This window comes from Terasakiella sediminum, from assembly GCF_033100395.1.
Lineage (GTDB): Bacteria > Pseudomonadota > Alphaproteobacteria > Rhodospirillales > Terasakiellaceae > Terasakiella.
The window spans coordinates 46,833-59,335 of sequence record NZ_JAWLVJ010000008.1 but is presented as its reverse complement, the minus strand read 5'-3'; the positions used below and the strand labels follow the sequence as shown (position 1 = coordinate 59,335).

Annotated in this window: 13 protein-coding genes; 6 read left to right on the top strand and 7 right to left on the bottom strand. The window is 50.5% G+C overall.

Annotated elements, in window-relative coordinates:
• Window positions 1–40: 40 nt before the first annotated feature.
• From RYZ26_RS07930 to gloB, 5 genes are read right to left on the bottom strand one after another with little or no spacing between them, the layout of a single operon-like run.
• Window positions 41–2,758, bottom strand: a complete 2,718-nt coding sequence (locus tag RYZ26_RS07930) for a sensor histidine kinase (protein WP_317682648.1) — start codon at window positions 2,756–2,758, stop codon at window positions 41–43.
• Window positions 2,759–2,763: 5 nt separating this feature from the next.
• Entirely contained in the window at window positions 2,764–3,003 is a 240-nt protein-coding gene (locus RYZ26_RS07925) for a hypothetical protein (protein WP_317682647.1), read from the bottom strand.
• Window positions 3,003–3,422, bottom strand: a complete 420-nt coding sequence (locus RYZ26_RS07920; protein ID WP_317682646.1) for a cupin domain-containing protein — start codon at window positions 3,420–3,422, stop codon at window positions 3,003–3,005. Before RYZ26_RS07920 ends, RYZ26_RS07925 begins: the two co-directional genes overlap by 1 nt.
• The gene (locus tag RYZ26_RS07915; RefSeq protein ID WP_317682645.1) at window positions 3,419–4,024 is read right to left on the bottom strand and encodes a glutathione S-transferase N-terminal domain-containing protein; all 606 of its coding nucleotides are present in this window, start codon (window positions 4,022–4,024) and stop codon (window positions 3,419–3,421) included. Before RYZ26_RS07915 ends, RYZ26_RS07920 begins: the two co-directional genes overlap by 4 nt.
• 21 nt (window positions 4,025–4,045) lie before the next feature.
• A complete protein-coding gene (gene gloB / locus RYZ26_RS07910) occupies window positions 4,046–4,816 on the bottom strand; it encodes a hydroxyacylglutathione hydrolase (protein WP_317682644.1) in 771 nt (256 codons plus the stop codon).
• 90 nt (window positions 4,817–4,906) lie between these two features.
• Here gloB and RYZ26_RS07905 point away from each other — a divergent pair, with 90 nt between their 5' ends.
• Together RYZ26_RS07905 and RYZ26_RS07900 are read left to right on the top strand one after the other, a co-directional pair.
• Window positions 4,907–5,668: a class I SAM-dependent methyltransferase gene (locus RYZ26_RS07905; protein ID WP_317682643.1), complete on the top strand. Its 762-nt coding sequence runs from the start codon at window positions 4,907–4,909 to the stop codon at window positions 5,666–5,668.
• A 55-nt stretch (window positions 5,669–5,723) separates the two neighbouring features.
• Window positions 5,724–6,491: a transporter substrate-binding domain-containing protein gene (locus tag RYZ26_RS07900; protein ID WP_317682642.1), complete on the top strand. Its 768-nt coding sequence runs from the start codon at window positions 5,724–5,726 to the stop codon at window positions 6,489–6,491.
• Here the strand turns inward: RYZ26_RS07900 and metW are convergent.
• Both metW and metX read right to left on the bottom strand, forming a co-directional pair.
• Window positions 6,488–7,108: a methionine biosynthesis protein MetW gene (metW, locus tag RYZ26_RS07895; RefSeq protein WP_317682641.1), complete on the bottom strand. Its 621-nt coding sequence runs from the start codon at window positions 7,106–7,108 to the stop codon at window positions 6,488–6,490. The two genes, RYZ26_RS07900 and metW, sit on opposite strands and share 4 nt — an antisense overlap.
• Window positions 7,101–8,276, bottom strand: coding sequence for a homoserine O-acetyltransferase MetX (gene metX / locus RYZ26_RS07890; RefSeq protein ID WP_317682640.1), 1,176 nt, complete (start codon window positions 8,274–8,276; stop codon window positions 7,101–7,103). The genes metW and metX overlap by 8 nt, the downstream gene beginning before the upstream one ends.
• A gap of 152 nt (window positions 8,277–8,428) precedes the next feature.
• On the opposite strand from metX, the gene RYZ26_RS07885 reads away from it, so the two are divergent.
• The 4 genes from RYZ26_RS07885 (at window position 8,429) to RYZ26_RS07870 (ending at window position 12,500) form a co-directional block, all read left to right on the top strand.
• On the top strand, window positions 8,429–9,298 hold the full coding sequence (locus RYZ26_RS07885) for a chorismate mutase (protein ID WP_317682639.1): 870 nt from the start codon (window positions 8,429–8,431) through the stop codon (window positions 9,296–9,298).
• A gap of 15 nt (window positions 9,299–9,313) precedes the next feature.
• Window positions 9,314–10,405: a histidinol-phosphate transaminase gene (hisC, locus tag RYZ26_RS07880; RefSeq protein WP_317682638.1), complete on the top strand. Its 1,092-nt coding sequence runs from the start codon at window positions 9,314–9,316 to the stop codon at window positions 10,403–10,405.
• 2 nt (window positions 10,406–10,407) lie between these two features.
• The gene (locus RYZ26_RS07875) at window positions 10,408–11,298 is read left to right on the top strand and encodes a prephenate/arogenate dehydrogenase family protein (RefSeq protein ID WP_317682637.1); all 891 of its coding nucleotides are present in this window, start codon (window positions 10,408–10,410) and stop codon (window positions 11,296–11,298) included.
• Window positions 11,299–11,687: 389 nt separating this feature from the next.
• Window positions 11,688–12,500, top strand: coding sequence for a hypothetical protein (locus tag RYZ26_RS07870; RefSeq protein WP_317682636.1), 813 nt, complete (start codon window positions 11,688–11,690; stop codon window positions 12,498–12,500).
• The last annotated feature ends 3 nt before the right edge of the window (window positions 12,501–12,503 follow it).

The window sequence follows — 12,503 nt, the reverse complement described above, 5'->3', positions numbered from 1 at the left end:
CTGAAAACAGATTCCTGCCTTCGCAGGAATGACGAGATATCTACGTCTGCGCGCGATCACTTAACGGCACGGTAAAATAAAAGGTTGCACCTTCGCCAAAGGTGCTTTCCACCCAGATTTTGCCGCCCAGATGCGCAATGATGCGCTGACAGATGGCAAGACCAAGGCCAGAACCTGTCGGGTTGCCTGTGCCGATCTGTTTGGCCTGATAGAATTTTTCAAACACCAGTTCCAGTTCATCTTCATGCAGGCCAGGGCCAAAATCTTTCACACTGACGCGCACATGATCGCCCATATCTGTCAGTCCGATATGAACTTCGCCGCCTTCACCCTTGTAGATTTTCTGGGCATTGGAAACCAGATTGATGATCACCTGCGTCAGCTTGTCTTTATCTCCCATCACAAGGGAGAGATATTTCGGCACGTCCACCTGTAGTTTGACATTATCTTTCTCACATTCTTTTTCCAGCGTTTCAACGCCATGCTGGATAACCTCGCGCATTTCCACTTCGCCAATGTCCCAGGTCTCCCGACCGGATTCAATACGTGCAAGGTCCAGCACCTGATTGATCAGACGGGTCAGGCGTTCACATTCTTCAACCATCACGCCTAAGAACTGCTGGCGTTGGTCAAACTGTAAATCCGGATTGGCATGCAGAATTTCAGTAAAGCCACGAATGGAGGTCAGTGGCGTGCGCAGTTCGTGCGCCACATGTGATAAAAATTCATCCTTCAAACGGTCCAGCTGACGCAACCGAGCATTTGCCTGTTTCAGTTCCGCCGTTGCTGCTTCCAGCGCATTGGATTTCTGTTCCAACTGATGGGAATATTCAATGACGTGAGACGCTTCATCCAGGATTTCCAGCATTTCATCCAGACTGGCCCCTTTACCTTTTACCACAGACGCCACCAGCACACGGGCAGAGGCTGACCCGATAGCACCTGCCAGTAAACGTTCACAAAAACGCACTGTATAAGGTTCCGCCATCACCCAATGCTCCGTATCGATCTCTCGCCGGATCGCATGTTCACTAAAAGCCGTCAGCGTGGCATTCACCCCGATGTAACGTGCCGTCAGATCACGCAGTTCCTTGACCCGAACCTGTGCACCCCAAAAGCCTGCGGATTGGTTCAGCGCATTCTGTCGATCCACTTCCACAAACAGGGTAGCCTGAATACGTTCAATAGCACTGGGTCGATCAAACAGGGAAACCAGAATATACATACCAATATTGGCGATCATGGACCAGAACATGGAATGGGTGATCGTGTCTGATTCTATCATCCCAAAAAGCGCATAGGGTTTTAAAAGCGCGATGCCCAGCGGGCCATTTTCTACAAAGGAAATCGGCAGCCAGCCGGATAAGGCGAAGGAGGGCAGAACCAGCGTGTAACCCCAAACCATAAAGCCTGCCAGCAACCCGGCGATGGCCCCGCGTTGAGTGCCCCCTTTCCAGTAAATCCCACCCAGGATCACAGGCGCAAACTGGGCAGCCGCAGCAAAGGAAACGAGACCGATGGTCACCAGTGCATAAGATTCCCCGATCAGGCGATAATAAAGAAACCCCATCATCAGGATCATCACAATTGCCATACGCCGGATGAGCAACAACAGCATGCTCATATCCCGGCGTTTTTCCAGACGTTCCTTGAAATAACGCAGCAGGATCGGCATCACCAGGTCGTTACAGATCATGGTCGAAAGCGCAATCGCCGCCACAATCACCATGCCTGTGGCCGCAGACAACCCGCCGATAAAGACGAACAGAGCAAGCCAGGGATTTCCTTCTGCCAGCGGTAAAGCCAGAACGAACGTATCCGCATCCACCCCGCCATCGGTAAAATAAAGCAGACCGCCCAAGGCAATCGGCAGCACAAACAGGTTGATCAACAACAGATAGAGCGGGAACATCCAGATGGCATAATTGAGATGACGTTCATCATTATTTTCAACCACGATCACCTGAAACTGGCGCGGCAGAAAGATTGCAACCACCATGGCGAGGATACCCAAGGTAATCCAGTTACCTTCAGCATTGCTCATGGTTAGAAGGCTAGCTAAATCTTCATTGGCAGCGGCACGGGAATAGATGTCAGACACCCCGTCAAACATGCCATAACTGACAAAAAAACCCACCGCCATAAAGGCCAGAAGCTTGATCACCGATTCAAAGGCAATGGCGGTCACCATGCCTTCATGCTGCTCCGTCACATCGATATGACGAGTACCAAACACAATGGTAAAGGCCGCCATGAGCAAAGCGACATACAACGCCTTGTCATCCCACAAACCGTCCGGCGTGACCTGAGATGTTCCAACCAACACATTATAACTCGACCAAACGGCTTTCAGCTGCAACGAGATATAGGGCATGATCCCGACCACCGCGATAACCGTCACCAGCCCACCCAAAACGTGGCTTTTCCCGTAGCGCGAAGAAACAAAATCGGCAATAGAGGTAATGCGATGCTTGCGGCTGATCCGCATAATCTTACCGATCACAAACCAGCCCAACAGGAATGTCAGCGTCGGCCCGAGATAAATCGGCAAAAACCCGACCCCGGTGGAGGCCGCACGCCCCACACTGCCGTAAAAAGTCCAGGACGTACAATAAACCGCAATAGATAAAGCGTAGATGGTTGGATTTTTGAGAAGGCTTCGACCCTGTTCGGCCCTGCGATCCCCCCAATAGGCAATGGCAAACAAAAGGCCGAGATAGGCCGCAGAGGCGACAAAGATGGTAATATTACTGAGCATGACTGTTAATCTTCCTCCAGATCAACAGGTTCCGGCGCATCCATCTGTCGTCGGACCACCAAAACAGCCGCTATAAAAATCAAAGCAACCCAGACACCAAACAGATAAAGTAACAAAACAGGCACACCCAAAAGGGTCGCATCCGCCCCGCGATCAAAAATCGCGATCAACCCCGGGCTGAACAAAAGAATACCGAGCAAACACAGCCCAGCCAGCCTTTCTCTTGTGATGCCCGGTCGTAACATTACTTTGGCTCCCACCCAGGTTCGGCCATTTCAAATCCTTCAAACTGAAAGGCAGGCGAAACCGTGCAGCCCACCAAAGTCCACGCCCCGCAGGATTTAGCCGCCTGCCAGGCATCTTTAGGGACAACGCCTTGGGGACGTTGTCCTTTTTGGATATCGTTACCCAAAAGGACAGTGTCGAGCTTTTTTTCATCTAGGCTGATAAAAAGCTCCAACGGAGCGCCGGCATACCAGTGCCACATCTCCACCGCATCCACGCGATGCCAGTGGGATTTTTCACCTTCTTTCAGCAGATAATAAATCGCTGTACAGGACCCACGACCAGCCCCATCTTCATCGCGGAAGGTTTCTTTATAATAGCCCCCTTCCGGATGCGGTTGCAGGCCAAGGGTTTCGATCAATTCATCAGCAGTTGTCATTCTTTTGGTTCTGTCACTTTCATTGAAGGACGTTCAGCAAAAGCTTCAAACCAGGCTTTCAGACGTGGACGTCCTGCAAACAAATCGTCTTCCAATTTACGAAATAAAATCCAGTCGAGCGAACAGGCAACCGAGATTTGACCAATGGTCAACGGCCCGCCAGAAAGCTCATCAATTTCTTTTTCCAGTGCATCCAGCCCCCGGTTCATCACCGTTGTCTGACGCGCAATCCATTTGGCTGATTGTTCAGCTGAATCACGACGTCCTTCAAGTAAGCGCAAAATCCCCGCATCCGTAATGCCATCGCCCAAGGCCTGAAAATGCAACGCTTTCCAACGCGCTTTGCCAGGCGCCGGGAACAAGACAACACTAGGTACCAGTTCATCCAGATATTCACAGATAACCGGAGAGTCATAAACCACATGCCCGTCATCCAATGTCAACGCAGGCACCTTGCCCAACGGATTGGTCAGGCCGATATCAGTTTCAGGGTCCCACACGTTTGTTGCGACCAGTTCAATCCGATCGATCAAACCCAATTCATGGGCACTGACCATAACTTTACGGACATAAGGGGAAGTCGGGGAATAGCATAATTTCATTATTCTGATCCTTTCATTGCGTTAGAAGTTGTCTTTTCGGCGGCGCACTTCTGCAAATACGTCAACGGCATCCTTGCCAATCAGCGAAACGGCCTTTTGGACGGATGTTTCCTCTGCACGTAAAAACGGATTGGTATGTTTTTCAAGCCCGATGGTGGAGGGCACGGTTGGCAGACCTTCGGCGCGCATCTCTTTAATCTTTTCCTGACGACTGATCAGCGCAGCATTTTCCGGATCAACCGTGATGGCAAATTCGGCGTTGGCTTCGGTATATTCATGGGCGCAATAGACACGGGTGTCATCGGGCAGGCTTCTGAATTTACTTAAACTGTGCCACATCTGGGCAGCCGTGCCTTCAAACAAACGCCCACAACCCAGCGCAAACAATGTATCCCCACAGAAAAGCGCTTCATCCTCTTCAAACCAGTAAGCGATATGACCGCTGGTATGGCCCGGGACTTCAAAGATGCGACAGTGTTTTGATCCGAACTGGAACATCTCACCTTCGCGCACTTCAGTATCAATCCCGTCAATCCGGTTGGCATCAATGGCGGCACCCACGATTTCACATTCATAAGCCTGCTTCAGCTGCAAATTGCCACCGATATGATCATGATGATGATGGGTATTGAAAATATGGGTCAGTCGCCAGCCCAGCTCATCCAACCGGGATTTAATGGGGGCAGAGACTGCCGGGTCCACACAGGCGCAAGCCTTCGTGTCAGGATCATAAATAAGATAGACATAGTTGTCTGACAGGACGGGGACTTGTTCAATTTGTAAGGCAGCCATGTTACTTCCCTGAAAAAACACCAATTTTTAACGACTATAACAGTAAAATCAGGAACTGACATCGTTAATTAACAAGGCTAAACTCGTCATATGTGGATGGATGTTGTCGATTTGAGAGACTTTTACAGCTCCCCTTTGGGCGGGGTTGCGCGCCGGATGATCCGACGCCGTATCCGTGCGCTCTGGCCGGACTGTAAAGACATGAAAATTCTGGGGCTTGGCTATACCACGCCTTATCTGGGGCTGTTCAGAAGTGATGCAGAACGCACCCTTGCTTTCATGCCATCTTCGCAAGGCGTGCTGCACTGGCCCAATGAAAACCGATCGCTTACCACCCTGGTGGATGAAGCCGACCTGCCTTTAGATGATGTCAGTGTGGACCGGGTCCTGATCGTTCATGCGGTGGAATGCACTGAACAACTGCGCAGCCTCTTGCGCGAAGCCTGGCGGGTCTTAAACGGCAGCGGCAAAGTTCTGATCGTTGTGCCCAATCGTCGCGGTGTCTGGGCACGCATGGAGCGCACGCCTTTTGGTTTTGGTCGGCCCTATTCACCACGACAGCTAAATAACCTGCTGCGTGACAATATGTTCACCCCCTTACGATCTGATCACGCGCTTTTTGTACCACCATCAAAATCCCGCATGATTTTAGGATCTGCGCCTGCCTGGGAAAATATTGGACGGCGATTTTTCCCCGGATTTGCAGGAGTTTGCCTGATCGAAGCCACCAAGCAGATTTATGCTGCCAATACTGGAACGCCCGCGCGTGCCCGACGTCGCCCCATCGTGGCCCTGCCCAGCAGACAAAGCTGGACCAGCCATCACAATCAAAAAATTCTCAATAAGAAATGACGAAAAGCCCCAAATGCTCTATCATAACTGTGGGTAGATTTGGGGAGAATAAAACATGTTCAAGACATCAGCTGTACTATTTGGGCTGCTGATCGGCTGTGCAACGCCTGTGTTGGCAGAAACCATAATCATTTCCACCCCTGCCATTCCGCCCGTCTCCGGGGCGGATAACGAGCCGGGCTATCTTAAAAACATCGTGACGGAAGCCGGACGGCGTATTGGAATAAAAATCATGTTTCGCCATCAGCCCGCCAAACGCAGTCTGGTGTCATCCAATTCAGGCCAAACCCATGGAGAACTGCACCGCATTGAGGGGCTGGAGAAATACTATCCCAATCTGATCCGCGTCCCCGAAGTCATGCTGATTGACCGCTTTGTCGGATTTGCCGCTAAACCTGACATGCATATTGAAGACTGGTTGAACACCGGGGCAATGAAAATCCACTACCCTCGCGGCTGGGCTATCTATGCCAATACCTTTGGGGAAGATGCAGAACATCATTCAGGTGGCAAAGGCGAAGACCTGTTTAAAATGGTTGCCAGCAAACGGATCGACATCGCCATGCATACGCTGGATAAGGGTACCTACATCGCAAAACAAGCTGGTGTGCAAGTCTATCCCGTCAGCCCACCTTTTGCCGTCAAGAAAATGTACGTCTATCTGCACAAATCCAAGGCTCACCTGATTGAACCCTTAGCCCAAGCTTTTCGCGATATTAAAGCAAGCGGTACCTATGAGAAAATCAAAAAGGATGTGCTGTATCACTATGGCCTGACAGATCAAGCTTACTTCACAAGCTCTTTCGCCATGCCAGCACCTTAGTTCTTTCGCAATAGGAAAACGGCTTGTTCACCCAACAAGTTGGCAAAGAACAGATTGGTGCGTACACGGTGGGCCTGCCCTGCCGCATCCAACGCGATGGACCGTTCAATGGTCACCCCCATTTCATCACACATCACGATAAAATCCTTGATGGTGCAGAAATGCATGTTTGGTGAATTATACCATTGATAAGGCAACGTTTTATTGACTGGCATGCGGCCATTAAAAAATAGATAACTGCGCACCCGCCAATGCCCGAAATTTGGGAACGACACAATCGCATGTTTACCCAAACGCAACAGGTCCTGAACGATCTGGTCCGGATGGTGGGTTGCCTGCAGGGTCTGGCTTAAGATCACAAAATCAAATGCATTGTCCGGGTAATAACCCAAATCTTCTTCTGCATCACCCTGCACCACAGACAGGCCTTTTGCCACACATTCGTTCACGCCTTCCGGGCTGATTTCCAACCCCCGCCCCTGGCAATTCTTTTCTTTCACCAGATAATCCAGCAGCTGGCCATCCGCACAGCCAACATCCAGCACGCGTGATCCCGGTTCGATCAGATCAGCAATGACCTGTAAGTCCACACGGATCGACTTGATATTCTTATTCATGCTCAAGCCCTCTTCTGCGCGCGGCCCCTTCCAGAAAACCATTCAGAACTTTGGTGAATTCCGGTTCTTCCAACAAGAAAGCGTCATGCCCTTTATCAGACACCACATCCACATATGATACGTTGGCAGCTGCCCCTGTAAGCCCGCGCACAATTACCCGGCTTTCTTCGGGCAGATAGTGCCAGTCTGATGAAAAAGAAACCACGCAGAAACGAATTTCCGTATCCTTGAACGCTTCAGCCAGCTTGCCATTGCCATGTGAGGTCGCGAGATCAAAGTAATCCATAGCCCGCGTCACATAGAGGTACGAATTCGCATCAAACCGTTCCACAAAGGTGCTGCCCTGATGACGCAAATAACTCTCGATCTGAAAATCCGCTTCAAAGCCAAAGGTGACATTTTCACGATCCTGAAGACGGCGACCAAACTTCTGGGTCAGCGCGGCTTCAGACATATACGTAATGTGCGCCGCCATACGGGCCACAGCCACACCAGCGCGCGGTTTCTTGCCTTCTTCCAGGTATTTACCCGCGCACCAGTCCGGGTCTGCCATGATGGCCTGACGCCCAACTTCGTAAAACGCAATGTTTTGCGCACTATGCTGGGCAGCGGTCGCAATCGGCACACAGGAAAAAACACGATCCGGATAAGCAGCTGCCCATTCCAGAGCCTGCATACCACCCATAGACCCGCCGATGACACTGAATAACGTCTCAATGCCAATTTCATCCAACAGCAAAGCCTGCGCGCGCACCATATCACCGATGGTAATCACCGGAAAATCCACGCCCCAGGCTTTGCCTGTTTCAGGATTGATGGAGGCAGGACCGATGGTACCCATACAGCCGCCCAATACATTGGTGCAAATAATAAAATAACGATCCGTATCGATGGGCTTTCCCGGACCAATCATCGTCGTCCACCAGCCGGGCTTTCCGGTCACTGGATTGGTACCAGCAGCAAACTGATCCCCGGTCAACGCATGGGTCACCAAAATCGCGTTGGTTTTATCATCGTTTAACGTGCCATAGGTCTGATATGCCAGCGGAAAATTCGCCAGTTCCGCCCCACAATCCAGGCGCAAAGGTTTGTCTTTCCCAAGGATCACACGCTCGGTGGGAAAGTCTTCTGCATTCGGGTCAGCCGATATGTTTGTTTCTGTCTTCATAACTGCTTTTATGGCACAAATATTCTTTACGAAGTGTTATGTCCTGACCCTAGCTAGGCTTCATGACATATTGAGTCAATGTTTTCTTTGCCTTTGGCGCACTTTCGGATTATTCCTAGTGCAAATATAACCTTTCAAAATAGATAGTGATCATGTCTCAAAAAGATCTTGCGAGCTTACGTAACGAAATTGACCGCATTGACAACACCATCCACGACCTGTTGATGGAACGTGCGTTGGTGGTTGAAAATGTCCGCGCTGCCAAAGGCGCAGACGGCATCAAATTGCGCCCGGGTCGCGAAGCCGAAGTGCTGCGCCGCCTGATCGCACGCCACAGCGGACCTTTCCCCAAGGGCGCATTGGTGCGCATCTGGCGTGAAGTTATGTCTGCTTATCTAAAACTGCAAGGTCATTTGGCCATGGCTGTCTATATGCCAGAACCGGGAGCCGCATATTGGGATCTCGCGCGTGATCAATATGGATCACAGACGCCGATGACATCCCATGCCTCTTTACATGGTGTGATCAGCGCTGTGCAAAATGAAGATGCCGCCATCGGTGTTCTGCCTGTACCGGAACCAGCCGATTCGAATCCATGGTGGCGACATCTCTATTCAAATGCACAAAACACCCCGCAAATTCTCTCGCGCCTGCCTGTGGCTCAAACTGAAAAAGTCCGCGGCACCTATGAAGAAGCATTGATCATTGGCCTGCCGTCAGATGACCACACGGACAATGAACGCTACTACACAGCGCTTGAATTTGACAAAGAAATCAGCACGCGCACCATTGTATCCACCCTCGCAGACTGCGGTCTGGATGTGGTTGTTCAGGGTCAATGGTATGATGAGTCCTTGCGTGATCAATGGCTCTTCCTGGTTGAAAGCGACAAAATTCTGACATCCGATATGGATGAGATGAAAACATTCGCTGAAAAATCCGGAGCGCAGATTAAAGGAATGAAAAAGCTCGGTGGCTATGCTGTACCGTTTACAGCCGAAGAATTAGCCCAGGACGCTTAAACTGGATATTTAAAAATGAGTTCTCTCACACCCCGTCCGGGTATTATGGACATCACCCCGTACAAAGGCGGTGAATCTGCCCTTAAAAATGTTGACCGTATTATTAAACTGTCTTCGAACGAAGGCCCCTTCGGCCCGGCACCCAGTGCCGTGGAAGCCATGAAAAACGCTTCTGACACCCAGCATCGTTACCCTGATGGCGGGGCAACCCGTCTGCGCAACAAACTGGCAGACAAATTCAACATTGATGCAGACCGCATCGTTTGTGGCGCAGGATCGGATGAAATCCTCGGCCTTCTATGTCGTGCCTATGCAGGTCCGGGTGATGAAGTACTTTATTCCGATCACGGCTTCCTGATGTATCCCATCGCAGCCAAATCCGTCGGCGCCACGCCTGTAACAGCAATGGAAACCGACCTGACCACCGATGTGGATGCCATGTTGGCGGCTGTAACGGATAAAACCCGCATTGTATTTGTCGCCAACCCGAATAACCCGACAGGTACCTATATTCCAAAATCGGAAATGAACCGCCTGCGCAAAGGTCTTCGTGATGATATCCTGTTGGTGATCGATGCGGCTTACGCTGAATTCATGACCGAAGAAGATTATGATGCTGGCTTTGAACTGGCAGGCAGCACCGACAACACAGTCATGACCCGCACCTTTTCCAAAATGTATGGTCTGGGCGGTGTGCGTCTGGGCTGGTCCTATAGTTCCGCTGAAATCGCCGATGTGTTAAACCGGGCGCGCAACCCGTTTAACGTCACGGCCCTGGCTTTGGCGGCTGGCGAAGCGGCCCTGGATGATGAACTGTTTGTCGCCAAGACCCGCAAGCACAACACAAAATGGCTGCGTTGGACCGAAGAGGAATGCCGCAAGCTCGGGCTGGAATGTACCACCAGCTATGCCAACTTCGCGCTTGTGCGTTTCCCCCATCAGACCAATCAGTCTTCACGTCAGGCAGATGAATTCCTGCGATCACAGGGCATCATCGTGCGTGCCATGGCATCTTATGGTTTGGGCGACTGCCTGCGTATCACCATCGGGACCGAAGAAGAAATGCTGGCCGTAATGGATGCCCTGAAAGAATTTATGAGTAAGTAACCATGTCAAACGATGGCTTTATTTTTGAACGTGTAACCTTGATCGGGATCGGACTGATCGGATCATCGCTTGCGCGCAGTGTGCGTGAAACAAAATCCGCACGTCACATCACCGTCTGCGACATTAATAAAGCCCATCGTGACAAAGCCATTGACCTTGGCCTTGCTGACGAAGCCACAGGTGATTTTATCGAGGCTGTAAAAGATGCCGACCTGGTTGTCATCTGCACACCACCGGGGTCGTGTGGCGAAGTGGCAGCCGCCTTTGCCCCGGGCTTGAAAGACGGTGCGATCGTCAGTGATGTGGGATCTGTCAAACAAGCCATCATCCATGATGTCTCCCAACATCTGCCTGATGGCGTCCATTTTGTCCCCGCCCATCCCATCGCCGGGACAGAACATTCCGGCCCGGAAGCCGGATTTGCCAACTTGTTTGATGGCCGCTGGCTGATCCTGACCCCACCTGCGGGTACAGACGAAACTTCCGTCGCCAAAGTTCGGGAAATGTGGGAACGCGCAGGTTCCATGATCGAAATGATGGATGCCCAACACCACGATATGGTACTGGCGATTACGTCCCACCTGCCGCATTTAATCGCATACACCATTGTGGGCACCGCAGATGATCTGGGCGATCACCTGAAGAAAGAAGTCATCAAATTCTCTGCTTCCGGTTTTCGCGATTTCACCCGGATTGCAGCATCCGACCCAGTCATGTGGCGCGATGTTTTCCTGAACAATAAGGAAGCCGTTCTGGAAATTCTGCAGCGTTTTTCCGAAGACCTTACTTTCCTGCAGCGGGCCATTCGCTGGGGTGAAGGCGACAAACTGGAAGAACTGTTTGAACGTACCCGCAAGATTCGCCGTGAAGTCGTAGAGGCCAACCAAGCCTAACCTATAGTGCTTTTGTATGCCTACAAAGAGATCAGAAATTGGCTTTTTTACAGCACTTGTAAAGGACATTTCCTCGAAAAAGAGCATGGTTTTGGTTTATTTTCCTTTTTTGGCAAAATAAAAGCCGTCAATTCGCTTTGAATCTTCCCTCCGCGCCAATAAAAGCGTAACCTGCCAAGCATAGGTTTCAAAAACAATTAACGCATTCAACAAAATCGAAATGCGACAATAAAGAAACCGTAGGGAGCACCATAAAGCGGAGAACGAGAATGCTTAATCGCACTCTTACGAAGATGCTTGCCTTGTGTGTCTGTATTCTAGGGATAGGCATAACTTTAACAACGGCAAGTCAGGCGGAAGAAAAAATAACCCCCAGTCAGGTTTTTAAAGTGACTGAAGATATTCTTGCCCAGTTAAACAGAATGCATGATGCGAACATGTCCTTGCCGGACCTGTCCAACACCAAACTGGACATTCCAGATCGACTGCCGCGTCATGTCATCCAGCAAGCGCTGAATATCAGAACCAAAATTCAGGTCCTCAAACGGATCAACAATCTGGAAACAGCAACCATCACACCCCCACCGGTACGCGAGGTCATGCCCGCAGACGTGATGGATGTGACAAAGACCATTTTAAAAGAACTGACCGACTTCAACACAGCCTATGGATTGTCAGATTTTAAATCGACAGCGAAAGTCGTGGATGGAAAGACACCGACAGAGGTCTATCAGAATCTTTTAAAAGCAGAGACCATGATCACCCAGCTTGGCATTCCTGAAACAGTACCAAACGAGGTATACAACAATGCCAAAATGATCGTGCAGGAAATCGAATATATCCGCATTGCCCTGGGTGAAACGGCTGTGATTGAAGCCCCGTCCAAATCCATTGGCAAACAACCTGCTGATGATTACTCCCTTGCCTTCTATGCTTTAAAAGGCCTACAGGGGCTGACAAAAAAGCCGGATTTTAATATTCCGGGCGGTGTTATCATGCCAGAACGGCTGAAAAGGAATATTACCGCTGTCGATGTCCAGCAGTTGCTGCTTTACAGCCTGGCGGAACTTTCCTCCATGAAAGTTACAGCCGGAGCGAAAGACAAGTTGATGATCCCACCGGAAACAGCCGGACAAACCCCGTCAACGGTGTTTGATGAGCTGGGTCTGGTCAATCGTCAAATTCAGTCATTGCAATGGTAAAGG

Excerpts from the sequence above, each read along its gene's own strand:
- RYZ26_RS07900 (WP_317682642.1), top strand. The coding sequence starts at position 5,724 with ATGTTCAAGACATCAGCTGTACTATTTGGGCTGCTGATCGGCTGTGCA.
- RYZ26_RS07875 (WP_317682637.1), top strand. The coding sequence starts at position 10,408 with ATGTCAAACGATGGCTTTATTTTTGAACGTGTAACCTTGATCGGGATC.
- RYZ26_RS07885 (WP_317682639.1), top strand. The coding sequence starts at position 8,429 with ATGTCTCAAAAAGATCTTGCGAGCTTACGTAACGAAATTGACCGCATT.
- metX (WP_317682640.1), bottom strand. The coding sequence starts at position 8,276 with ATGAAGACAGAAACAAACATATCGGCTGACCCGAATGCAGAAGACTTT.
- hisC (WP_317682638.1), top strand. The coding sequence starts at position 9,314 with ATGAGTTCTCTCACACCCCGTCCGGGTATTATGGACATCACCCCGTAC.
- RYZ26_RS07930 (WP_317682648.1), bottom strand. The coding sequence starts at position 2,758 with ATGCTCAGTAATATTACCATCTTTGTCGCCTCTGCGGCCTATCTCGGC.
- metW (WP_317682641.1), bottom strand. The coding sequence starts at position 7,108 with ATGAATAAGAATATCAAGTCGATCCGTGTGGACTTACAGGTCATTGCT.
- gloB (WP_317682644.1), bottom strand. The coding sequence starts at position 4,816 with ATGGCTGCCTTACAAATTGAACAAGTCCCCGTCCTGTCAGACAACTAT.
- RYZ26_RS07915 (WP_317682645.1), bottom strand. The coding sequence starts at position 4,024 with ATGAAATTATGCTATTCCCCGACTTCCCCTTATGTCCGTAAAGTTATG.
- RYZ26_RS07920 (WP_317682646.1), bottom strand. The coding sequence starts at position 3,422 with ATGACAACTGCTGATGAATTGATCGAAACCCTTGGCCTGCAACCGCAT.
- RYZ26_RS07925 (WP_317682647.1), bottom strand. The coding sequence starts at position 3,003 with ATGTTACGACCGGGCATCACAAGAGAAAGGCTGGCTGGGCTGTGTTTG.
- RYZ26_RS07905 (WP_317682643.1), top strand. The coding sequence starts at position 4,907 with ATGTGGATGGATGTTGTCGATTTGAGAGACTTTTACAGCTCCCCTTTG.